This window comes from Lyngbya sp. CCY1209 (genome assembly GCF_055795065.1).
On record NZ_JAYFER010000581.1, the window covers coordinates 39,328 to 62,992 of the forward strand.

Below are 23,665 nucleotides of genomic sequence, written 5' to 3' on the forward strand. Positions count from 1 at the left end.
CGTTATCGAGAGGCGATCGCCTTCAGACAGCCCGCACTAAATAAGAGCATCTCAAATTCGGTTCCCCCGCCTTCCCGGGGGCGGCATTCCAAGCGCCCCCCGTGCTTGTCCACGATAATTTGATGGGCGATGGAGAGTCCCAAACCCGTCCCTTTTCCGACAGGTTTCGTCGTAAAAAAAGGGTCGAAAATTTGCGATTTGATCTCTTCCGAAATGCCCGCGCCATTGTCGGTGATCGAAATTTTTACCCCCGCAGAATTGAATTGAAAATCGGCGATCGCGGAGCTGGCGACGGTGAGAGTCGGGAGAAATTCTCGATCCACCTTCAGGCGTTCTTCCAAGGCATCGATCGCGTTATTCAACAAATTCAGAAACACCTGATTGATCTGACTCGGATAACATTCGATCTTCGGCAACTCTCCCAACTGCTTGACGATTTCGATGTCGCGGCTTTGAGCCGCCACATTCAGGCGGCCCCGCAGCATCATCAGGGTGCTTTCGATCCCCTCATTCAGATCAACCGCCTTGACTTCCGACTCGTCGAGGCGGGAGAAATTCCGCAGAGACAGGACGATCTTTCTAATCCGGTCGGCCCCCGTTTTCATCGATCGCAACAGGTGCAAAAAATCGTCCCGGATAAATTCGAGGTCGATGCGATCGATGCAGTCTCGAATCACTGGGTCGGGGTCGGGATAAACTTTCCGGTAGAGGTCGCACAATTCAAACAAATCGGACAAATACTCCATTGCCGGAGTCACATTTCCGTAGATAAAACTGATGGGATTGTTGATCTCGTGGGCGACCCCCGCCACCAACTGTCCCAGGGACACCATTTTTTCGCTCTGCACGATCTGCGCCTGGGTGCTTTTGAGTTCCCGAAGCGCGACCGACAACTGTTTCGCCTTGCGCCGTTCCCGGGCCTCTGATCGCCGCAGCGCCTCCTCCGCCTGTTTCCGCTCGGCGAGTTCCGTCTGCACCTGCTCGAACAAACTGCACTGCTGCAGGGCGATAGCCAACTGCACCGCCACCTGCCGGAGGCAGGCCACCTCGAACTCCTGCCAGTCCCGCGTATCCCGGCACTGGTGGGCGATGAGCAGCCCCCAGAGCCGATTCTCTTCCCCCTCCAAGGTTTTGGGCTGCAACACCGGGATCACCAAATTAGCCTTCACCTGCAACCGTTCCAGGAGTTCGACGTGGCAGGGGTCCAAATCGGCATCGTAGATGTCCGCGATCGCCCGGGTGCGGCCGTCTCGATACAGGGGGGCGTGGGTGGTTTCAAAACAGCGGTCGCGGATGTCCATCCCCTTCAGGGCCATCGGGCCGTCGGCCGCAGACTCCACGGCGATCCATCCGCGACCATCCGCGTGAAATCGGTAAATCACGGCGCGATCGCAGCCCAAAAACTCCCGCACCTTGTCTGCGGCCTTTTGCAAAACCTCGTTCAAATCCAGCGACGACCGCACCTGCTCCAACATCATCGTCACGAACCGCTCCTGCAGCAACTTTTGCCGCAGGGTTTCCTCCACCCGCCGGCGATCGGTGATGTCGGTGTGGGCCGCGATCAGCCCGATGGGGCGGCCGGCCGCGTCGAAAATGCAGTCGGCTCGCACCAAATTGGGGACGATCGCCCCCGACCGCGTTTTCATCCCCACTTCCCCGCTCCAGGAGCGCCCGTTTTGAATCGAGGCGAAAATGGCATTGGCGACCCCCGCCGAAATGTAGAGTTTCCGGGGTCCGCCGGCGGCGTCCAACTCTTCGGCGTCGTAGCCGTACTTTTCGACCGAAGTCCGATTCAAATACAGCACCCGCCCCCCCAGGTCCGCCATCACGATCGCATCGCTGCTGCCGTCCACCGCCGCCTTCACCCGCAACAGGTCGATTTCCGCCTGTTTTTGCTGCATCAGCGCCCCCAACTGCGTCCCCACCGCCTCCACCAGGGCCATCAGCCGGGAATCTCGCCGGCAGCGGCCGCGCCGGCGGAACACCAGCACCGCCAGCACCCGTCCCGCCGCCAAGATCGGCACCGCCAGACTCGACTCCAACTTCGCCCGAGACAGGAGGGAGCGGCGCAAGGACGGCCGCCGGGAACCCTCGGCCAAATTTTCGATCCACTCCGGCTCCCGGGAAACCCAGACCCGCCCCGAGATCCCCTTGTTCGGCGGATATTTCACCGCAGCGCTGCGGTGCAGAAATCCCTCCAAACTCGGGTCGTCCGCGTAGCCGTCGCAATAGTCCAGAACCGACCCGTCCGCCGCCGGGACCCAGGCTTCGGCGACATCCCAGCCGATGTGGGTGCAGATCAGGCGCAGGACCTCGCCCAGGGCGGTATGGAAATCCGGGGCGCCCGCGATCGCCCGGGTCGCCGACCGCAGCAGCCCGACTTCCAATTCCGCCTGTTTGCGATCGCTGATATCCTTGTAGGTCCCCGTCATCCGCACCGGGCGTCCGCGATCGTCCCACTCGAACACCTTGCCCCGGCAGAGCATCCACTGCCACCCCCCCGAGCGGTTCCGCATCCGCACTTCCACATGGTAGACCGCCGTGCGGCCCTTGACGCAATCGTTGAGGGCCTCGAAGGCTGGCCGGCGGTCGGGGCGAGGGATCAACTCCCGCCAGGCCGCCCGGGTGTTCTCGATCTCGCCCTCCGAGTAGCCGAGCACCCGCTTCCAGCGGGGGTCAAAGTAGGCTTGGCCCGTGGTGATGTTCCAATCCCACAGCCCCAGGGCGCTGCCCTCCAGGGCCAGTTGCAACTGTTCTTCCCGACTTTGCAGGGCTTCCGAGGCTTTTTTCAATTCGATCACGGCCCGCTGCCGTTCGGTGATGTCCCGGACGATGGAAATCACGGTTTCCGCGTTCCGGGCCACGATCCGGGCTTCGTAGTGCCGCGGTTCCCCGCCGTCCGCCGCCGGCAGTTGGTATTCGATCGCCTGCATCTGGCCGGAAAACCGAGCGCGATCGTGGGCACGCCCCATCGCCCGGGCGACCTCGGGGGGCAGGAGGTCTTGAATGTTTTGGCCGACGGGGGATTCGAGAAAGGCCCAGCCGTCCGTCTCGCTCGGCGGCTTGAAATCGACCACTGTGCCGTCTCCCCGACAGTGCAGGATCAGGTCGGGGATGGCATCCAACAGGGCTTGTTTGGTGGCTTCGCTCTCCCGCAGGGCGGCTTCGGAGAGTTTGCGATCGGTGATGTCCGTGGCTAGACAGCAGATGGCGTGGGGTTCCCCGGCGCCGTCCTCCAGGGGGAAGCGGTGGGAGAGATAGCTGCGGAAGCCGGTTGAGGTGGGAATCTCTTCTTCCCAGTGAACGGGTTCTCCCCGGTCTAATACGGCGCGGTCGCGGGCTTCAAAAACCGTCGCCATTTCGGGGGGAAACAAATCGTAGTCGGTTCGGCCCCGGACGCGATCGCGACTCAGGCCGAACCGCCGTTCGTATTCGCGGTTGACGAGCAGGTAGCGCCCGTCGAGGTCTTTGAGATAGACGATCGCCGGGGCGCGATCGAGGATGGCCTGGAGCTGCCGCTGGCTCTGTTGCAGGGCGGTTTCGGCGATCGCCCGCTCCTTCGCTTCCAACGCCAGCGTCACCCAGTCGGCCAGGTAGGCCGTGAAGTTCTGGTCTTCCTGGGTCCAACGCCTCGGCCCCCCGATGTGTTCCAGGCACACCACCCCCACCGTCTTTCCCCCCGACCGGATCGGGGTGTCCAACATGGCGCCGATGTCCAGGGGTTCGAGGTAGGATTCTGTAAATTCCTGCGTTCGCGGGTCGGTTCGGGCGTCCGCGGCCACGATCGGCCGGTGGGTTTCCAGGGCGGCAAAATAGCTGGGATAGTCGTCCTCGGTGAGTTCGACCCCCCGGCCGTGGCGATCGCGATCGCGATCGTACAGGTCGGCGCAGCGGATGGCGTGGCGGGTGGGGCTGTAAAACCAGACGCTCACCCGGGCGACTTCCAACGTGTGGGCGACGATCCGAGTCACCGTCTGTAGGGCTTTGTCGAGATCTCCCCGATAAAATTCCGGACACCGGGCCAGTTCCACCTGGGCCTGTTGTTGGTTGTGCAAATACCGTTCCCGCCCCCGCAGATCCGCCGCGGTGCGATCTTCCCGGGCCACCCCCAAGAATCCGATCGCCCGCCCGGTTTCGTCGCGGATGGCCGTCACCGCCAGCCACACGGCGACGGCCGTCCCGTCCCGGCGGATGTAGGTCCGCTGCCGCTCCTCCGTTTCGCCCTGCCGGACTCCGGCGACCAAGATTTCGTGGGGGGAACCCGGCGCCGTCGGGTCGGAGGGGGGCGGCAGCAGCCGCGCCAGTTCTTCCGGGTCGTGAAATTGCGTCCAATTCACCCGGCCGACGACCTCGCGGGCCGGATATCCCAGGAGTTGTTCGGCAGCCCGATTGAAGGTGCAAACCATACCCTCGAGATCGGTGGCGATCATCGCCATATTGGTACTGTCGAGGATCGCTTGTTGAAAGTCCGGACTCGGCGGGAGAGTTGTCTGAGTAGCCATTACGCTTAGGTAGGGTCTCGACCGACTTCAAGGATCAAAAGGAATGGTCAAAAAAAATGAGACACCCCGAACATTCGACGGCTTTGATCTCCCCAGAGATTGCCGTCTGAGAAGATACACCCGACGGGGACAGCCGAAATCCAAGCTCCGACTCATTTAAAGATAACGAAAGAAACGGCTGGATGTTCTCAATTTTTGATAAAACTTTATTTTTGCATCCGGCCAGTCGGTCGGCCGATTCTGACTCGTTTGAACCGAGACAAATTATGGATGAATTATTGCCAAAATCCGCTCGGGTGTCAGGTTCTCCACGCGATCGAGGACGACCGTCGCCCCGGCATTTTTGAGCGTCTTCTCGTAGGCTTCCCGACGGTCTGGGTTTTCCCGGACGTGGGGGGGTAAGATGCCGACTCCCACCCAAGTCCGGCCGGGGTGGTGTTCCCGGGCTTTTTGCACCGTGTAGAGGTCGGCGACGGTATCGCCGGCGTAGACCACCGGAAGGGTCGAGTCTTCGGCTTCTACCTGGGAAATCGTGGCGAATAATCCGCTGGGGTCGGGTTTTCCGGGGGCATCCTCCATCGCGATCAAGGCCGGGTTTCTCAGGTCGAGTTTTCCCCGCAAAACGTACAGGGCCTCGTCCCGCATCGCCCCGCTGAAGAATCCCCAACCGATCGCCGCGTCGGTGAGGTGGCGGAAATAGTCGGGGGTGCACAGCAGGGGTTCGGAACAGATGTAACCCGTCCAGTTGTCGGGATCGGAACCCCGGTAGCGGGATTGGAAAAAGGCCACCATTTCGTCATAATCCAGGGCGATCGCATCCCGAGATTGGCCCCGACTCTCGAAATGCCGGCCGATCAACTCCCGGGAGGCCTCCCAGTCGTTGTTCCAGATTCCTTCGGACTTGAGGCGGTCGATGTCGGCTAGGGTGGGGCGGTAGCTGCCGGTGAAGTGTTCGACGGTATCCGCGATCGCCCGCCGGTAAGACCCTCCCACGTCCCGGATCACTCCGTCAATATCGAAAATTGCGATGGCTTTCATATTCGGTCGAGTCGAATGGCTACAGAACATCGATGCTGTGTTATAATAGTACGCTGTGTATTTTTTGAAATGAACTCGGATTGACCCGGAGGTGTAATTGTCAAGGTTCGTTCTCAAAGTTCTCTGGCTCGATGATAATGTAGCGCTGGCCGTTGACCAAGTGGTGGGTAAGGGCAGCAGCCCCCTCACCTCCTACTTTTTCTGGCCCCGCAACGACGCCTGGGAACAACTCAAAACGGAAATGGAAGCCAAGCGCTGGATTGGCGATGTCGAGCGCATCGAGTTGCTCAACAAAGCGACTGAAGTCATCAACTACTGGCAGGAAGAAGGCAGACGGCGTCCCCTCGGGGAGGCCCAAGCCAAGTTTCCCGAAGTCATCTTTACTGGTAGCAGTTGATCCGAACCGGTGCAATAATTTAACGAGTTTGAGCCTACAGCCCGGTGGTGTAGGCTTTTGCTCTGTTTGGGGGAGGTTTTCAGCGCGATCGCCGCGATAGAATGAAACTGTGCGACACGTCACGGATACGATCCGGAATTGCGGGCATACTGTTGGACAGACAATCCTAATCAAGTTTCTAAATCGGGTCGCCCGAACCCGAATCGGTCGGACGGACTTTCGATATTAGAAGGGCTCATTCTGGACAGGAGATCTCACCGCGAGGAGAACTGATGAACAGCACCGCTCAATCTTCCCAGTACCAGTACACTAGGGAACAAACCGTCGCCTGGATTCGAGGCCTGCTGACGTTAGCCTGGGCTGACGGTCAGTTCGACGAAGAAGAAAAAGAATTGATCGCCTCCATCACCCACGACATCCTCGCCAGCGATATGGATGTCGATACCCTCGAACCTATTTCGCCCGGGGAACTGGCGGCGGTTTTGGGACGCCACACGCTGATCGGCGAAAACTTCTTGCGGACGGCGGTGATGGTCGCCCTCGCGGATGGGATTTATTCGGTTTGCGAAGATGACATCCTGCACCAATTCTGTGAGGCTTTGGATTTAAAAGTCAAGGCCCTGGAGTCCCTGAGACATACCCTGGAAGATGTTTCGGAGGGATGGTGCAAGCCGTCCCCAAAATCCGATCGCAAAAAACATCACCCCGTTGACGTGCTCAGTCCCGTCAAGCACTGGTTGGACGACTGGGACCTTCACGATCCGAAAGTCGCCCATTTCATCTGCAAAATGGTTCCCCCCCAATGTCCGTTCGAGCGGGATATCAAACTCTTCGGACACAAAATCGTCCACATCCCCCCCATGTGCAAGCTCAACCCCCTCTACGAACAACTCGTCGGCCTGCGCTTTCGGGCTCTATCTTACCTCGCCGACGAGTGCAACGAGGATGTCTCCCAATATTTTTAGTTCAAAGACCAGAAAAAAAAGAAAAAAAGCCTGCTCCACTCGGGGCAGGCTGTTCTCGTAGCATCTCTTGTGTTTATATTGGTATCATCCCCCATCCACCTCGCTTGACACTTCCTCCGATGGGCTCATCCGGACGGGCGATATTTCTGAAACGCCCTGGATTGATAGCGATCGCCAAAAATGCGACGAAGTCAATCGGGTTGAGGCACGAAACCCAACCCAAAAAGATGGGAGTCGCCTCACTCGGCCTCACCGAATCATGTCAAGTTTCGGGCATCAGTGATCATATCGATTTTTGCTCCTTGAATGACAGCAATAGTTTTCATAAAAACTATTAGAGCGGACATGATATCATTTATCCAGCCAATAGCCGTAATGGCGACTATAGTATGGCGAATGAAGTTCCTCGTACAAATCCTCTATAGAACACTCCACATTATCACACAATTTACTTTCCCATTCCTCCCACTCTAATTCCGTGATAACTCGGGTCGCTTTGGAGATTTTCAAAGCGTGTGCAGGTTTGACAAATCTCCGGCGTTGCCAGCCAACGAAGGGATATCCAGAGAACCATATGACCGCTTTTTGACAGTCATTAATCACCGGAATATCCAAGTTTAACTGTTCTCTCATATAGATTCCTAGTGACAGGGCTTGGCTTTCATAATTCTCGAAAATCTCGCTGTCCCATTCGCGCCATGCCATCACCAATGGTCTAGCCCAAGCATGGTCTTGATAAACGGCTTTGGCAACGATAATTTCAAGGGTTGTGGGAGTCCAGTCATAGGTTTCTAAAAACCGTTCAACCGCCTCGTCATCTTCCAAATCCAGATCGATTTCGAGGTCGTCAATCAAGTATTCGAGATCGGCATCTTGCCAGTTTTGTTGATACCACTCCCGAATCTCTTCCGCTGGAAAGTATTGACAAGCCTCTGCAAAGGTCAACCTTTCCCATCCCGCATCGGTGACAATTTTTCCGTCCGAATTGGCGACTAATTTCCGCGATGTTTTCACCAAATCATCTATATCGAAAGACGCATAAAAATTGTCTATTCTTCGACCTTTTTTTTTGTGTCGCGATCGCTTCTTACCCATCGTCCACTCACCTGATATTGTTTCCAATTGTCTGACCGAAAATTTCCAATAGAAAAGGGGGGAAAGTTTTTGGGCTTTACCCCCTGGGTAACTATCGCATTTCATACCCGAACTTATTCGGGTCAACTTCGGTCAAATTCACATCCCCCAAACCGTACTCCGCCCAGCGGCGTTCCACCATCGCCGCCACGTCCGGATCGGACTCCAGCGGTTCCCCCCATTCGTGCTCCGTTTCCGGGGGGATTTTGGTGGTCGCGTCGATGCCCATCCGTCCCCCTAAGCCGATTTTTTGACTGGCAAAATCTAAACTATCAAAGGGCGTATCGGGGAGAATAAACACATCCCGAGACGGGTCAACTTTTGAGGTAATCGCCCACACCACCTGACGCGGATCGCGGATATTAATTTCCTTGTCCACCACGATCACAAATTTGGTATAAGTAAATTGGGGCAGGGCACTCCAAAACGCCAGCGCCGCCCGCCGTGCCTGTCCGGGATACGCTTTATCGATGGAGATGACCGCTGCCTTGTAACTGAGGGCTTCCATCGGTAAAAAGAAATCGCAAATTTCCGAAACCTGCTGGCGGAGAATCGGCGTATAAATGCGGTTGAGTGCGATCGCCATCATCGCCTCTTCTTTGGGCGGGCGTCCGCTAAATGTGGTCAAATAAATCGGATCGTTGCGGTGGGTGACGCAGTGGAACCGGATCAGCGGCGAATCCTCCACGCCGCCATAATAACCCATGTGATCCCCGAACGGTCCGTCCGGCAACATTTCCCCCGGCGTGATAGTCCCTTCCAGGACAAATTCCGAGTCCGCCGGGACTTCCAAATCCACCGTTCTGCACTTCGCCAACTGCACGCCGGAACCGCCGTAGAGCCCCGCAAACAGCCACTCTGACAAGTCTACCGGAATCGGAGTCGCCGCCGCCATCAGAATCAACGGATCGACACCGAGGGCGATCGCAATTTCCAGCTTTTTACCATTTTCCGCCGCCTTCCGCAGGTGTCTCGCCCCGCCCCGCACGGACAGCCAGTGCACGGTCATGGTATTCTCGGACTGGAGTTGCAGGCGATAAACCCCGACGTTGGGAGTTCCCGTCTCGCAATCTTTAGTAATCACCAATCCCAACGTGATAATCTTCCCCGCATCTCCCGGATAGGGCCGAATCATCGGAATTTTGGTCAGATCCACATCCGATCCTTCCGTCACCACCTGCTGACAGGGGGGAAAAAAGTTCCGTCCCGGCTTCGCTTTCACCACGTCGAACAGGATTTTACCAAAATCGATCGCCTGGGAGATTTTTTTGGGCGGCTTGGGTTGTTGCAGCATCCCCAGCTTTTTCCCCAACTCTTCCAACTCCTGGGGTTTATCCATATTCATCGCCCAGCAAACCCGTTGTTCGGTGCCGAGCAGGTTCACCGCTACCGGGTGGGCGGCGCCTTTGACATTCTCGAACAGGAGGGCGGGCCCCCCGCACTGTAACATCCGGTTGGAAATTTCCGCAATTTCTAAATCCGGGTCTACGAGGGCATCGATGCGCCGCAACTGTCCCCGTTCTTCCAATATTTTTAAAAATCCCCGCAGATCTCGTGCCATTGTTTTGAGTGTTTTTAACGATTCCGAGCTAATGTTATTATAGGGAAAAAATGGGAAATAGGGAAGGTAACTTCTGTTGTTGCGCTTGGGCGCTTCCCAGTTACAGCGCTTCGCGCAGTAATGAGGTACAGCAGTAAAAGATCCCCCCTAACCCCCCTTAATAAGGGGGGAATAAGAAAGTCCCCGTTGAAGTTTCTAGCGTTGCCTCCTCTGGCTCCCCCGGACTAATTTCTAGCGTTGCCTCCTCTGGCTCTCCCCTTTCTCCCCCCTTTCAAAGGGGGGCTGGGGGGGATGGGGGCGGGGGGGGATCGAAGGGGGATAATGGGGGATAAAAATGTACCGCATAGCAGAGCAAACTGCTGTATTGGTTGTTGCGCTTGGGCGCTTCCGAGGGGTTCAAGCCCAAAAGCGATCGCCCGACAACGATTTCGGAACAATTTGATTTGATAAAATTATCGCATCAATGATAATGGGGGATCGGTTCGATGATTGCGTTTTCTGATTCGTCCCGGATGACGGCGGAAGAATACCTGAAATGGGAAGCGTTGCAGGATGTGCGATACGAATTGATCGATGGAATTGCGGTGGCGATGACAGGGGGAACGATCGCCCACAACGATATCGCCCTCAATTTTAATGACAAATTACGGCCCGTTTTGCGTCCGAAAGGCTGTCGGGTGAATGTGTCGGATGTGAAAGTCACGGTAGAAGCGACGGGGAATTATTTTTATCCCGATTTGGTAGTCAGTTGCGACGATCGCGATTTGGAAGCGACCAAAGAAATTCGGTTTCCGAGGCTATTAATTGAGGTTTTATCTCCCAAAACGGAGGCAAAAGATCGGGGCATCAAATGGCAACATTATCGGCAAATTCCGACGTTGCAAGAATATGTTTTGGTGAGTTCTGACCGCATTTTAGTAGAGTGTTTTCGTCGGCGGGAGGCTTTTTGGATGTATCAGGCATTGGGGACGGGGGAAATTTTGCAGTTGGAAAGCGTGGGGGTTTCCGTCGCGGTAGATGATTTGTATGACGGGGTGGCGATCGCGGATGATTGAACCACTTACCGCAATCTTTGATAAAGTTCAGCGTTTTTCTGCAAAACGTATTCCATCGCCAAATGAATGTCATATCAAATCCGGTTAAATACTCAAACATCGGGCAACCCGAGACGTTTGCCCCCAAGGGAAGCCGATCTCCCCCCTTATCTCCCCCCTTACAAAGGGGGGTAGGGGGGGATGGGGACTGGGGGGGATGGCGATCAATTGTAAATAGAGAAGCAAAACTCGCATCATATAAAATTCGTTTAAATGCCCGAATTTCTCGGAAATCAATTCCCCTGTAAGGGCGGTTCGCGAACCGCTCCTACGAGTTCGTCACAAAACTCCAGATAATCATCAACAGAGTCACGAAAAGCCTGATTCGCTTCCTCAACAGTTTTTCCCTGAAAGGTAATCGTATCTTTAATATCTAAAACATAACCAAAAAGAATTTGGCGATCTGTATCGACTTCAATTTGAGCGGTGTAACCTTGATATGTCAGCATCGTTGGTTCAGCCACAGAAGAGAAAGTATAGCAGTTTTCTATCCAGTGCGATACATCCGATCCCCCTAAATCCCCCTTGGCAAGGGGGACTTGAAATGCCTACCGTATCTGATTAGCCTGAAAGAGGCTATATCTGCACTATCGCCCAGCTTGATAACATTTTATCCTCGATTGTGTCTCGATCGCCCCCCAGATTACCTTCCCTTAACCTCAATCCCCTAAACTCAGATCTGATAATATCGGGCATTTTGTCGTTCAATGCCAGAATCCGCATCTATCCTCAAACGAGAATTGGGCGTCTTCGGCGCCACCCTGATGGGGTTGGGGTCGATCCTGGGAACCGGGGTATTTGTCAGCATCGGCATCGCCGCCGGGATCTCCGGGCCGGCGGTCATTTTGGCGATCGCACTCGCGGCAATGGTGGCCGTCGCCAACGGGTTGAGTAGTGCCCAGTTAGCCGCCAACCACCCCGTCAGCGGGGGAACCTACGAATACGGCTATCGTTATTTAACTCCGGAATTGGGATTCGTCGCCGGTTGGATGTTCCTGCTGGCAAAAAGTGCCTCGGCGGCGACGGCGGCTTTGGGGTTTTCCGGCTACGTTTTGAATGCCTCGGGAGGCGAGGGGGTGTCCGTGCCCCTGGCGTTGGCGGCGGTGGCGGGATTGACGGCGGTGGTGCTCGGCGGGTTGCGTCGATCTAACATTGCCAATATTGCGATCGTTTCGATTACTTTATTGTCTTTGTCGGTATTTATTTTGTCGGGTTTACCCGTGGCTTTGTCGGCGGCGGGAAGCGATCGCCTGACTCCTTTTTTCCCAGTCGAAAATCCCGTCGCGGCCCTGTTGCAGGGTACCGCTTTGATGTTCGTCGCCTATACCGGATACGGACGCATCGCCACCCTGGGGGAGGAAGTGCGGGAACCGAGGCGGACGATTCCTCGGGCAATTATTGTCACGATGTCGGTGACGATGGTGTTGTATGTCGGCGTGGCGTGGGTTGCCGTGGCGACGGCGGGGGCGGCGGGTTTGGGTGCTGCCCCGCTGGAGGTGGCGTCCCGGGCCTTCGGGGTTCCCGGCCTGCCCCAATTGGTGGCCCTGGGTGCGATCGCGGCCATGTTGGGGGTGTTGCTGAATTTGATTTTGGGCCTGTCTCGGGTATTATTGGCGATGGGACGGCGGGGGGATATGCCCGCCCGGGTGGGGAGATTGAATGCGTCGGGGACGACTCCCACGGCCGCTGTGGTGGTGATGGGGACGACAATCGCACTGTTGGTATTAATCGGAAATCTGAAGATTACCTGGTCTTTGAGCGCCTTCAACGTTTTGATTTACTATGGAATTACCAATTGGGCGGCGCTGCGATTGTCTCCCGAAGAGAGACTCTATCCCCGCTGGATCGCCGGGGTGGGGTTGGCGGCTTGTTTTTTCCTGGCGTTTTGGGTGGAGTGGCGGATTTGGGTAGCTGGAGTTTTGGCGATCGCAATTGGAGCCCTGTGGCGGGCGATCGTGCGATCCCGGGGGCGATCTTGAGGAATCCTATCGGGATGAAATGCCGTTTTCTGTAGCCCCCGAGCCCATCCGATCCCGGAACGTGTTACCCTAAATTGTAATCATCACAAGTCTGAGCGATTTGTCAAGGGCGATGCCCATGCCTCATCAGTCGAGCGTGTCACAGACAACCAATGGAACGACAGCGGTTCATGCGATCGGGGATTTGATTTATCAAACCCTGGTTTCGTTATATCAAAATCACCCCGAACGGCTGGACGATCGCTATCAAAAGATTCGTTGGGATCAACCCCAATGTCGGACGGCACTGTTGGATAAACTCACACCGGGGTTAAGTCAAGCCAAAAATCGGGACGCATTATTTTCTAAAGTTCACGGTTATCTGAAATCCCTCCTCAATTCAGATGCGATCGCCGCGGCTGAGTTTGAACGCCTCAAACCCCAACTCGAACAACTGTTCGACGCCGCCCCATCCGCCGAAAATTCCGCCACCCATTCCGCCACCCATTCCGCCCCTCCTGGCTTCAACGGTCGCGGAGTCGGCAACAACGGCATTAGTATTTTACTCCTCGATGCCGAAAATATTCAACTCGACGGCGCGATCGAAAAATTTTTGGAAAAAATCTGCCACTATCCCCTACAAATTCGGGTCGCCTTTGCCAACTGGCGGAGTATGGGAAAAAAAGATGCCGAGTTCCACCAGCGGGGCTATCAATTGATTCACGTTCCGGCGGGAAAAGATAGCGCAGACTTGAAAATGGCGACGGTGGGATCGTCGATTTTTGTCCACTATCCGACGGCGCGGGAAGTGCTGGTCTGTTCCTCCGATCGCGCCCTGATCCACCTGTGCAATACCCTGCAATCCCACGGTCTGACGGTGTATCAAGTCCGCAAGGACAAAGAGAAAATTATCGTTTCCAACAGTCAGAATGGGACGACGGAAACTTATTCTTTGGTTCCGCCGCCGGAAATTCCCAGCGTGGAAGATTTTTTGACCCAGCTTAAAGGCCTCATCCAAGAAGAGCAAAATCGCACCAACAGCCCTTGGGTCAAACTTTCCAGGCTGTCAAATCTTTACCGCAACCAATATAAATTGACGTTGAGCCAGGTCGTATCTTGCCATTATCCAGATGCCAACGTCCGAGATATTTTTGTCAACAATCCCCTGGTTTTTGCCGTCCACCAGCCCTCCGGAAAATCGCAAATTTACGTCACTTTATTCCAGGATAATTCATCTCCAAATAATCCTTCCGAAACTCTCCCCCAAAAACCGACGGATGCGATCGCGCCCATCGCCTCGCAGTCGGATTTGGAAACGGCCCTGGTCGAGTTGATGGCGGAACTGACTCAAAATTCCGATAATCCTTTCGTTCCCATCTCGATTTTGGGCAGTCATTTTAATAAAAAATACGGGCAAGCTATCACCCAACTGATCCGCCAATTTCAAGCCGGCGGAAAATTCCCAAAATTTTTGGAGTCCTGCCATTCGTTTAAACTTGAAAAAACGGAGAGGGGTTGGCAGGTTTGCCTGTCAACCGCCGAGTCCGTCGGTTTGTTGGCGTCGGAATAAAAATCGGCCATTCCCCGTCTTCCCCGCTTTTATTGATGCAAAGACCGGTAATCTTGTCCGGCGATTTAAACCTCTCCCTTTGGGTAGATATCGATAATTTTAAGAGTCCATTGTCAGGTTGAATGGGCGGGGGTTCCCGATCGCTTTCCGGAGATCTTCTATACTGAAAAGCGGATTGTCGGAATTGCCAACTCGTCATCGTTCATTTGATTCATTCTATGAAGTTCGACCACATTCACTTTTATGTTGAGGATGCCGAAGCGTCCCGCAATTGGTTTATTGAGAAACTCGGATTTCGGGGGGTGGGACAGGCGGTAACGGAGGGGTGTCACACGGAGGCGATCGCAAATGGCCCCGTCTATATTTTGCTGTCCTCGCCCCGAGAGTCCCGCAGTCCCGTGGCGAAATTTCTCGCCCACCACCCCCCCGGCGTTGCGGACGTTGCCTTTCGGGTGGCGGACGCGGATGGGGCCGTCGATCGCGCGATCGCCGGCGGGGCGAAACTCCTCGAACCCCTACAACATCGCGAATTTGCGATCGGGACCCTGCGGTGGGCGACGATTTCCGGCTGGGGAGATTTGCGACATTCCCTCGTCGAAGTGAAAGGAATCCCTTCCGACTCTCGCCTCCTCCTCCACTGTCCGAATCCCGTCCGGCAAGCGCCATCGCCCCTGCAGTTGACGGCGATCGACCATGTGGTATTAAATGTAGATGGGGGGGATCTGGAGACGGCTTTGAAGTGGTACGAACGGGTTTTGGGACTGCAACCGCAACAAACGTTTAATATCCAAACCGATCGCTCGGGCCTGCAAAGTCGGGTGATGGTCCACCCGGACGGGGAAACCCAATTTCCCATCAATCAACCCGCTTCGGAAACCTCTCAAATCCAAGAATTTTTGGATGTCAACCGGGGTTCGGGCATCCAACATATCGCCCTGCGATCGGACAATATTATTCACGCCATCCGCTCTTTAAAAGGTCGAAATTTACCGTTTCTGTCGGTTCCCCAAACCTATTACGAACAGATGCAAGAAAAGGGGGGCGATCGCCGTTTGCGGGGCGATTGGGACGAGATTCGAGAGTTGCAAATTTTGGCGGACTGGCAAGATCCGACGTCGGAGGCGATGCTGTTGCAAATTTTCACCCGGCCGATTTTTTCCCAACCCACCTTCTTTTTTGAATTGATCGAGCGGCGGGTGGATGCCCGGGGCTTCGGCGAAGGGAATTTTCAGGCTTTATTCGAGGCGATCGAACGGGAGCAGTTGCAGCGGAAATAATTGGGGTGTGCTCGGTGCTCGGTGCTCGGTGTTCGGTGCTCGGTGCTCGGTGGGGTGTGGTCGGAAATCTGTACAATAACTGATTATCCGAACTTGATATCAACCATCACTGGAGGGGACGGGGGGTTGGGATTTGGGGCGGGTCGAATACCATTTGTAGGTGAAAGAACCGGCGATCATGGCGATGAGAAATAATACAGGGTTGAGGATGCCCAAAATGAGGGCGGTGATGGCGGGGCCGGGGCAGTAGCCGGCAATGCCCCAGCCGATGCCGAAGATGGCGGCGCCGGCGATGAGGGGAAAGTCGATATCTTTTCGGGTGGGGAGGTAGAATTTTTCGGAGAACAGGGGGTGGGGGAGGCGGAGGACGAAGCGAAAGGCGATCGCGGTGACGCCGACGGCGCCGCCGAGGACGAAGATCAGGGTGGGGTCCCACAGGCCAACGATATCCAAAAATCCCAACACGCGATCGCGATCGATCATCTGGGACAAACCGAGTCCGAAGCCGAACAAAAGGCCGGAAATGAGGACAATTACATTCTGTTTGAGGTTCATTTTTTTAGACTCCCAAAACGTGTCGCGTGATAAAAACGGTGATGAAGGCGGTGGTCATAAAGGTGAGCACCGCGACGAGTGATCGCCCCGAGAACCGGCCGAGTCCGCAGACGCCGTGTCCGCTGGTGCAGCCGTTACCCATGCGGGTGCCGAACCCGACCAAAAAGCCGCCGAGGAGCATCGCCGCGGGGGCGAAGGTCGAGGTGGGGGTGGGTTGGGCGGCGAAGCCGTATTCGTAGAGGGCGGCCCCCCCCAGCAAACCGAGGATAAACAGCCACCGCCAAGCCTCCTGGGAGGCGAAGGTGACGGCGCCGTTGACCATGCCGCTAATGCCGGCGATGCGTCCGGTGAAGGCTAACAGCAGGGTGGCGCTCAGGCCGATCGCGGCGCCGCCGATCATCGCAGTTATCCAGTTAAACTCTGCCATCGATGTGTCCTCCAATATTCGATATTTAGCATCGCCGGATGTTGAAGCAGCACCACTCCTTCCGCTTCCAGAGGGTGGCGACGATCCAGCCGTGTTGTTCGAGGGTGTCGGCGATCGGTTTAGCCTGGTCGAGTAGGATGCCGCTGAGGACGCCCCAGGTGCTCGCTGTGGCGATCGCGTCAAATTGGGGGATCAGGTCCATGATCACCTCCGCCAAAATATTGCAGACGATGCCGTCCACCGGGCCGCCGGCGAGTCGGATCAACTGCTCGACGCTCCCGGCTTCGACCACCATCTGCTCGTTGGAGATGCGGTTGAGGGCGCGGTTGTGGCGTGCGGCCCGCACGGCCAGGGGGTCGGTGTCCACGCCGTAGACCTTGCTGGCCCCCAACAAGATGGCGCCGATGCCCAGAATTCCCGAACCGCAGCCGACATCCCCGACCACGATCGGCCGGTCTTCCTTGACGCCCAACCGCATTTCCAGGGACTCCAAACAGAGCTGGGTCGTGGCGTGGGCGCCGGTGCCGAAGGCGACCCCCGGATCGAGTCGCAGCACCAGGCGGTCCGTTTTTTCGGGGAGGGACAGCCAGGCCGGGTAGACGAGAAAGCGATCGCCGATTTCCGCCGGTTCCCAATGTTGCTTCCAACTGCTGGCCCAGTCCTGCTCGTCGATCAGGTCCCACTGCACGACGGGCACCTGCATTTCCATGCACAGGGCATCCTGGCGCATCCACAGGGACAGGGCGGCGAGATCCAGCAGGTGAGCTTGGTCTTCGTGCAGATAAGCGCAAACCAAACAGGACTGATTTTTGGTCTGACTGGCGGTTCCCCGACAGCCGAAGCTATCCAGACGCCAAAAGACCGTTTCTTCCAGAGCCGGATCGCAGAGGACTCGAATTTCCCACCAGCTATGTGCCATATCAGTGTTTGTAGGGGGGCCTTACGCCGGACATTCCGACCGCGCCGGAAGGGGGCGAAGCGGGGCGCTCAGGGCGCATTTCCCGCCACCACCCTCCCGGTCTGCCGACGGCCCGCCTCCCCAGTTCCCTCCAACTTTACAGCGTCACCGTGTAGGCATCCCGAATGCCCGGTACTTTCATGATCTCACTCAACAGGCCGTCGGGCAACGGGTCGTCCAAACTCAACACCATCACGGCCTCGCCGCGCACGATCTTGCGGCCCACCTGCATACTGGCGATGTTGACGTTGAAGCTGCCCAAAAGGGAGCCGATTTTGCCGATGATCCCCGGCATATCCCGGTGCAGGGTGAACAGCATATAGCGGGTCGGCGGCACGTTGATCGGGAATTCGTCGATGTTCGTGACCCGAATTTCGCGATCGCCCAGCAGCGCCCCCGTCACAGAGTGGCTCCCCAAGGACCCGTTCGCGGCCAGGTGCAGCGATCCGGTGTAGTCGCACACCGACGCATCCCGCGTCTCAATCACCCGGATACCCCGCTCCTTCGCCTCGATGGTGGCGTTGACGTAATTCACCCGCTCCCGCAGGGCTTGGGAGAGCAGCCCCTTCAGGGCGGCCACCACCACCGGCTTGCTGTCCCGGGTAGCCAGATCCCCCTGCAGGCGCACGTCCAAGAAATCCACCCGTCCCCCGGCCAGTTGGCTGACCAAGTTCCCCAGGGTTTCCGCCAGTTGCAGGTAGGGTTTGAGCTGTTCGAGGGCGTCGGGGTACAGGCCGGGGATGTTCACCGCCGAGCGAGCCGGCAGTCCCAGCAACACGTCGCGAATTTGCTCGGCCACGTCGATCGCCACGTTGACCTGGGCCTCTTCCGTGGAGGCACCCAAGTGGGGGGTGAGGATGATTTTTTGACCCAACTCCCGCAGGGGGGAATTGTCCTCCAGGGGCTCGTTCTCGTAAACGTCGATCGCCGCCCCGGCAATTTGATCCGCTTTCAGGGCTTCCATCAGGGCGACTTCGTCCACGATGCCCCCCCGAGCGCAGTTGACGATCCGGGCCGAGGGCTTCATCTGCGACAGGGCCTCGGCGTCGATCAGGTGGTAGGTTTCTTTGGTCTTCGGCATATGCAGGGTGATGTAGTCCGACTCCCGCAGCAGCAAGTCCAGATCCACCAGGCGACAGCCCAACTGTTCGGCCCGTTCCTGGGAAATGAAGGGGTCGTAGGCGAGTAATTTCATCCCCATCGCCTTCGCCGCGGCGGCGACGTGGGAGCCGATTTTACCCAACCCCACGATGCCCAGGGTCTTTTTGTAGACTTCGACGCCGATAAATTTTTTGCGCTCCCACTTCCCACTTTTGACGGAGGTGTTGGCTTCGGGAATGTGGCGGGAGAGGGCTAACATCATGGCGACGGCGTGTTCGGCCGCGGCGATGGTGTTGCCCTGGGGGGAGTTGACCACCACGATCCCCTGGCGGGTGGCGGCGGCGACGTCAACGTTGTCCACTCCGACACCGGCCCGGCCGATGATCTTGAGCTGGGTTCCCGCTTCAACGATCTCTTGGGTGACGCGGGTCCCCGAGCGGATCATCAGGGCGTCGTATTCGGGGATAATTTTGACCAGTTCCTCGGGCGGGAGTCCGGTTTTGACGTCAACCTGAGCCACTTGGGAGAGGATGTCGATTCCGACGCGATCGATGGAATCAGATACAAGAACCTTAGGCATGGTTAGGCAAATCAATTGCGACGGCAGGGGGTCGGGTACCACGTCCTCGAATTGAAGGGATCGCGGCCCGGTGGAGAGCCGGTCGATGGGACTCTCAATTCGCGGTGGCAGATACCGCAGTAAGCTATTGTACCGGCAAGGGGGCCGCACCACGGCAAATGATTTGAAAAAATTTAGGTTTCCGGCACAAAAAATCGATGGGTTCGGGATGGGGAGCCGAACGAGAGTCCCCGCCCGAGGGCTTTTTTCCCGATTCCCGAAGGCCGCACGCAGTCCGAGCTGTCGGATTGACAAGGCTTCGGCGTTCATCAATAATTAAAATGAAATTCTACCCCTCGATTTTTTATTGTCGTCATTTATGAATTATCTGATTGCTGTTTTATCCGATCGCATCCAAGCGGAGGCGGCTTACGTCGCTTTAGAAAAAGAAGAGGTGCCTACCGATCGCGTCAGCATTTTGGGGAAAGGATACAAAAGTGCCGACGAATTTGGCCTGATCGATCCCAACGAACCCGCCCGAAAACAGGTGAAATTGATGGCGAGTTGGCTGATTCCCTTCGGATTTGTCGCCGGATACACCTTCAGCCTCATCACCGGACTCGACACCTTCGCCTGGGCGGGAGAAATCGGCAATCACGCCATCGGCGGGGTGCTCGGCGCCATTTCCGGGGGACTCGGTAGCCTCCTCGTCGGGGGCGGCGTGGGGTTGATTATCGGCGGCGGAGATGCGGTTCCCTATCGCAACCGCCTCAACGCCGGCAAATATCTCGTCGTGGTTCAGGGTTCGGAAACCCTGATCAGAAAATCCACTTCCATCCTGCGAAAATTCAACCCGGAAAATATTCAGGGATATACGATTTAGAATTGGGGGCGGAGAAAAAATTGACAATTCTCAACGCGATCGCCCGCATTGCATTTTCCCGCCCCCCTGCCGTTTATTTCGCGACGACGGAACGCTCTTTGGCGATCGGGTACGCCTGCTTTACGATTTGCCAGAATTGCTTGCGTCCCCGGTAGGCAGTCCACAGGAAAATGATCCCCGTTTGCCAACTCAAAAGGGCGGAAATTTGCTGGGTTCCGAGGGCGACGGAAATCATCAGAAATGCGAACAGGAAACACCGGAACAGTTCCCCCGGAAAGTTCATCCATTTCGCCTGTTTGCCCAGCCGGTAGACGATGTAGCCGATCCAGCGGGCCAGCACTTGGGCGGCGAAGAGCATGACGCCGGCGATGTTGGTCGTCGCCACCACCAAAAACCCGAAGCACTTGTGAATTTGGAGGACGAAATACAGCCAAACTCGGGTCTGTTTGTCGATGCGGTTGTAAGCCCAAAAACTGAGCCACACCGCGAACAGGAAGGCACACCAGGCGATCGCGTCGATGCCAATTGCCCGGAGAATTTCCACGTCCGGATTCAATAAATCGGATTGAAATTTGATGAACTCGTGCAAAAAGAGGCCGGGAATGGCGAAAATGACGGCCCACAAACTCGCCGGCCACAATTTCATCCGCTTCAGGTAACGCTGGTAGGTTTCGGAGAGGGTCGGTTTGTCTTCGTAGCGTTCGGCAACGAAGTCATTGTCGGCGTAGCCGAACTCGTAAATGCACCAGAACGATAACACCAAAAAGATCAGCGAGATGCCCTGCAAAACCGGATGGGGAGAAATCCAGGCGATCGCAAACACCAAAGCCAGCCAGTCATCTCCGAATACGTTGCGGACGAAATATTGCTCCCCGGGCCGCTTCGCCTTTTCCAAGTATAAAAACGGAATGTAGGCATCGGACATAGCCGGGACGTATTCCGCTTCCGGCCAGCGGATGAAGTAGGGGGCACCGACCATATTCAACAACTGTTCGTCGTCCATCGAATCCGTGATGACGGCGGCGTTGTCCAGTTCTTCCTGAGTCAAGGCCGCTTTCGCCAACTCGTGTTTTCCCCGCCGGCGATCGACGGCCCCCTGCAAAAATCGACAGGAAATCACGCCGTCCGGGACAAAGGGCAGATGTTTGAACATCGGATTGACGATCCAATCAAACCCCAATGTCGCGATAATAATCCGGGAATTTGAGGCATCGGTCAGGATTTTTACCAATCGCTGATTCGTGTGATTTTTAATCAGTTTCTTGGCCCGACTTTGCCACAATAAAAGCGTCCAAGGAAACAGCAGGGTTCCGATGACGACCCGACACCAATCCCGGGAAATGTCTCCTTTGAGTTTTCCGGGCAACCGGTTCCAAGGTTTCAATATGTCGAGGGCAATTAAGAGGATGGCCCCAAAGCTGCGGGGTTGCAAGCTGTTGAGATACTCTTCCGTCGAATTGCGGAGAAACAGTGTCTCGTCAAAATCGACGAGGACGACCCGATTTTCGAGGGATAGGGAGACTTCAGGAACGTCGATGGTTTCCATAGTTTAGAGTTTCGTAGAAAAAACCCGAATGAAGGCGACAGCAAAATTGTATTGAGGGTGACAATACCGATCGCTTTTGGGCTGGCAAATCGGCTCAATTCCATTGAAACTTGCACCTCACGATCCATATCGGTCTGACTCGACTGAGTAGATATCATCCAAAATACCACGCGGACGGAACCCCACGGTATCCCATTTTCTGATGTCCAGATTCCGATGCAATCGAGATCGAATCATTGCCCGAAACAATTCTACCCAATTGGTTTTGCAAAACGCAAGGATTCGGCTGCCATCAAACCCCACCAATCGGACATTTTACAAAAACTTTAAATAAACACAACTTATTGATTCTTGTTCGTTTCCACGCCCCAAACGGCGATCGCTTCCCATCTCCAACAATCAATTGAACTCAATTGCTCGCCGTCGGCATCCAGTTATCAGTATCAGTCTGATATATCGGAGCCCGGAAAATTGGGCGAGAGTCGCCCTGTTCCTGCAGTTCCCGGGACGGGGAGGTGCGAAAAGCGACCCCTTCAGAAAGTCGCTTCGCAACCGTTCCCCAACTCATGCTTGAGGCGATCGCCCCTGTTGAAGGTAATCAAACACGCTTTTATCGCCGATATCCGAAGGGATATTTTGAAAACACTTCCGAATCGCGAAAATTCCGAACTGAATCGCCCAAAAGAATAACAAAAACTTCTGATTGATGACCGACCAAATGCCGCCCATGTACCCCAACAACAGCAGGGGAACCAGGGGGGTGAGCAACTTGGTTTCCATGCGGTTGAAACAAAACGCTTCCTTGAAATAAATTCCCGTCAGGGCAACAAACGTGAACCCCACCCCGAACAGGGTGAGGGGATGGCCGTAGACAGCCAGGGCGAAGGGTTCCGGACTTTGGAGCCCCACGGCGAGGGAAGCCGCGCCCCCGATCGCCCAAAACAACTGAAGCAGTCGGTGTAGAATAATCGAATAGATGTGAATGGTGAACAGACTAACCCCCAGAGCCAGCCAGAAAAGGCCGTAAAGCGGAGTCAGCGCGTTGAGCACCGTGGGGTTGTCTCCCTGCCACAGGACCAAACCCGTCCCGACGGCGAAACAGAGGGCCGCGATCGCCAAACTCCCCCTGTAGATGAGAACGCCCCGGCGATCGTCCTCAGTGATGGTATATTCGCCGAACTGTCCCTGATAGACTTCAGACTCAGATGAGTGCGACATTTGAGTCACAATTCCCGTCTCCCATTTAATTCTAAGTGCCATTTAATCTATATTAAACCAATGCCCCTGTACCCAACGAACCACCATGCCCAAATTCGAGCAGAACTTCAAACGGCGATCGCCCCACCCGAAACCCGAAACGCTTCAACCCATTCAAATTGACGAGACGATCCAATTCACCTCCAGCGTTCAAGTCAGAGATGCCGCCGATCCCGACCTAACGGAATCCCTGGTGACGGTCCTCGAAAAAATGGAAGCCCTCGGACTCATCAGCCCGGAACAATTGCTCGAAGATGAAGGAGACGACCTCGATCTCGAAGCCTTTGAAGCCCAGATTAGAGAAATTTTGGGAACCCACGTTTCCGCCTCCCCGAAAAAACAGCTCAACTGTTATTTAAACTATCTCAAACGGCACGTTGAAAATCCCTGTCATCTGACCGGAGTCGATGAATTTGAGTGGGAAGAAAAATATTTATTCGGTTCGGGTTCTCGGAGCCAATATGAAAAACTGAAAAAACACAATCCCTCCCACAGCGACATTTTTTTACTGGTGCGATTTTCCCATCAATTCGATCTAGAAGACGGCATTAAAGTCGAAGTCCAAAGGTTGAGCGACGGAAAAAAATTCACCCTGCCCCTGGTGGAATTGGAAGCCACCGATCCGGATTCGATCAACTATCAGTTGATCGAAGATTATTCCCTGTGGTTTTTGAACTATTTTTCAGAATAAAAAAAACAATTAACAATCGTCTAATATTAATTATTAATTGTTAATTGTTCATGGTTAATTGTCGAAGGGCGCAAGACGCAGCGCCCCTACAATTCCTCGGCTCCCGAAATTTAAGCTTGACTTCTCCCCGGTCTAAAGACGCGGGGATTCTTAAGCCGTCCAAAACTGAACTCTTAAAGGCATAGTCAATGT

Annotated in this window: 19 protein-coding genes; 8 read left to right on the forward strand and 11 right to left on the reverse strand. The window is 55.6% G+C overall.

Features of this window, described 5'->3' with window-relative positions; all coding sequences use genetic code 11:
• Nucleotides 1-2 precede the first annotated feature (2 nt).
• Nucleotides 3-4,502, reverse strand: a complete 4,500-nt coding sequence (locus AC0QHF_RS20960; RefSeq protein ID WP_324706182.1) for a PAS domain S-box protein — start codon at nt 4,500-4,502, stop codon at nt 3-5.
• 264 nt (nt 4,503-4,766) lie between these two features.
• Nucleotides 4,767-5,540 (reverse strand): TIGR01548 family HAD-type hydrolase, encoded by a 774-nt coding sequence (locus AC0QHF_RS20965; protein WP_324706183.1) that lies wholly within the window; start codon nt 5,538-5,540, stop codon nt 4,767-4,769.
• A 97-nt stretch (nt 5,541-5,637) separates the two neighbouring features.
• Between AC0QHF_RS20965 and AC0QHF_RS20970 the strand changes: the two genes are divergently transcribed.
• Both AC0QHF_RS20970 and AC0QHF_RS20975 read left to right on the forward strand, forming a co-directional pair.
• Nucleotides 5,638-5,937 (forward strand): 30S ribosomal protein PSRP-3, encoded by a 300-nt coding sequence (locus AC0QHF_RS20970; RefSeq protein WP_324706184.1) that lies wholly within the window; start codon nt 5,638-5,640, stop codon nt 5,935-5,937.
• A 272-nt stretch (nt 5,938-6,209) separates the two neighbouring features.
• Nucleotides 6,210-6,902: a Mo-dependent nitrogenase C-terminal domain-containing protein gene (locus AC0QHF_RS20975; protein ID WP_324706185.1), complete on the forward strand. Its 693-nt coding sequence runs from the start codon at nt 6,210-6,212 to the stop codon at nt 6,900-6,902.
• A 351-nt stretch (nt 6,903-7,253) separates the two neighbouring features.
• On the opposite strand, the gene AC0QHF_RS20980 is transcribed toward AC0QHF_RS20975, so the two are convergent.
• On the reverse strand, nt 7,254-7,997 hold the full coding sequence (locus AC0QHF_RS20980; protein WP_324706186.1) for a hypothetical protein: 744 nt from the start codon (nt 7,995-7,997) through the stop codon (nt 7,254-7,256).
• 91 nt (nt 7,998-8,088) lie between these two features.
• Entirely contained in the window at nt 8,089-9,597 is a 1,509-nt protein-coding gene (locus tag AC0QHF_RS20985) for a UbiD family decarboxylase (protein ID WP_324706187.1), read from the reverse strand.
• Between the two features lie 485 nt (nt 9,598-10,082).
• Here AC0QHF_RS20985 and AC0QHF_RS20990 point away from each other — a divergent pair, with 485 nt between their 5' ends.
• Nucleotides 10,083-10,652, forward strand: coding sequence for a Uma2 family endonuclease (locus AC0QHF_RS20990; protein ID WP_324706188.1), 570 nt, complete (start codon nt 10,083-10,085; stop codon nt 10,650-10,652).
• Between the two features lie 272 nt (nt 10,653-10,924).
• Here the strand turns inward: AC0QHF_RS20990 and AC0QHF_RS20995 are convergent, their stop codons facing one another.
• Nucleotides 10,925-11,140, reverse strand: a complete 216-nt coding sequence (locus AC0QHF_RS20995; RefSeq protein WP_324706189.1) for a hypothetical protein — start codon at nt 11,138-11,140, stop codon at nt 10,925-10,927.
• Between the two features lie 258 nt (nt 11,141-11,398).
• On the opposite strand from AC0QHF_RS20995, the gene AC0QHF_RS21000 reads away from it, so the two are divergent.
• The 3 genes from AC0QHF_RS21000 to hppD all read left to right on the forward strand — a co-directional run bounded on the left by AC0QHF_RS21000 (nt 11,399) and on the right by hppD (nt 15,496).
• Complete coding sequence (locus tag AC0QHF_RS21000) at nt 11,399-12,670, forward strand: APC family permease (protein WP_324706190.1); 1,272 nt, start codon at nt 11,399-11,401, stop codon at nt 12,668-12,670.
• Nucleotides 12,671-12,806: 136 nt separating this feature from the next.
• On the forward strand, nt 12,807-14,219 hold the full coding sequence (locus AC0QHF_RS21005; RefSeq protein ID WP_324706191.1) for an NYN domain-containing protein: 1,413 nt from the start codon (nt 12,807-12,809) through the stop codon (nt 14,217-14,219).
• A 218-nt stretch (nt 14,220-14,437) separates the two neighbouring features.
• Complete coding sequence (gene hppD, locus AC0QHF_RS21010) at nt 14,438-15,496, forward strand: 4-hydroxyphenylpyruvate dioxygenase (protein ID WP_324706192.1); 1,059 nt, start codon at nt 14,438-14,440, stop codon at nt 15,494-15,496.
• Between the two features lie 99 nt (nt 15,497-15,595).
• On the opposite strand, the gene AC0QHF_RS21015 is transcribed toward hppD, so the two are convergent.
• From AC0QHF_RS21015 to serA, 4 genes are all read right to left on the reverse strand, one after another.
• Complete coding sequence (locus tag AC0QHF_RS21015) at nt 15,596-16,051, reverse strand: YeeE/YedE family protein (protein ID WP_324706193.1); 456 nt, start codon at nt 16,049-16,051, stop codon at nt 15,596-15,598.
• 4 nt (nt 16,052-16,055) lie between these two features.
• On the reverse strand, nt 16,056-16,478 hold the full coding sequence (locus AC0QHF_RS21020) for a YeeE/YedE family protein (protein WP_324706194.1): 423 nt from the start codon (nt 16,476-16,478) through the stop codon (nt 16,056-16,058).
• Between the two features lie 25 nt (nt 16,479-16,503).
• Complete coding sequence (prmA, locus tag AC0QHF_RS21025) at nt 16,504-17,397, reverse strand: 50S ribosomal protein L11 methyltransferase (RefSeq protein WP_324706195.1); 894 nt, start codon at nt 17,395-17,397, stop codon at nt 16,504-16,506.
• A 136-nt stretch (nt 17,398-17,533) separates the two neighbouring features.
• The gene (gene serA, locus AC0QHF_RS21030) at nt 17,534-19,117 is read right to left on the reverse strand and encodes a phosphoglycerate dehydrogenase (protein WP_324706196.1); all 1,584 of its coding nucleotides are present in this window, start codon (nt 19,115-19,117) and stop codon (nt 17,534-17,536) included.
• Between the two features lie 358 nt (nt 19,118-19,475).
• On the opposite strand from serA, the gene AC0QHF_RS21035 reads away from it, so the two are divergent.
• On the forward strand, nt 19,476-19,979 hold the full coding sequence (locus tag AC0QHF_RS21035) for a hypothetical protein (RefSeq protein ID WP_324706197.1): 504 nt from the start codon (nt 19,476-19,478) through the stop codon (nt 19,977-19,979).
• 73 nt (nt 19,980-20,052) lie between these two features.
• Here the strand turns inward: AC0QHF_RS21035 and AC0QHF_RS21040 are convergent, their stop codons facing one another.
• Together AC0QHF_RS21040 and AC0QHF_RS21045 are read right to left on the reverse strand one after the other, a co-directional pair.
• Nucleotides 20,053-21,525, reverse strand: a complete 1,473-nt coding sequence (locus tag AC0QHF_RS21040) for a haloacid dehalogenase-like hydrolase (RefSeq protein WP_324706198.1) — start codon at nt 21,523-21,525, stop codon at nt 20,053-20,055.
• Nucleotides 21,526-22,089: 564 nt separating this feature from the next.
• A complete protein-coding gene (locus tag AC0QHF_RS21045; RefSeq protein ID WP_375341453.1) occupies nt 22,090-22,743 on the reverse strand; it encodes a DUF2301 domain-containing membrane protein in 654 nt (217 codons plus the stop codon).
• A gap of 85 nt (nt 22,744-22,828) precedes the next feature.
• On the opposite strand from AC0QHF_RS21045, the gene AC0QHF_RS21050 reads away from it, so the two are divergent.
• Complete coding sequence (locus AC0QHF_RS21050) at nt 22,829-23,473, forward strand: calcium-binding protein (RefSeq protein ID WP_324706199.1); 645 nt, start codon at nt 22,829-22,831, stop codon at nt 23,471-23,473.
• The last annotated feature ends 192 nt before the right edge of the window (nt 23,474-23,665 follow it).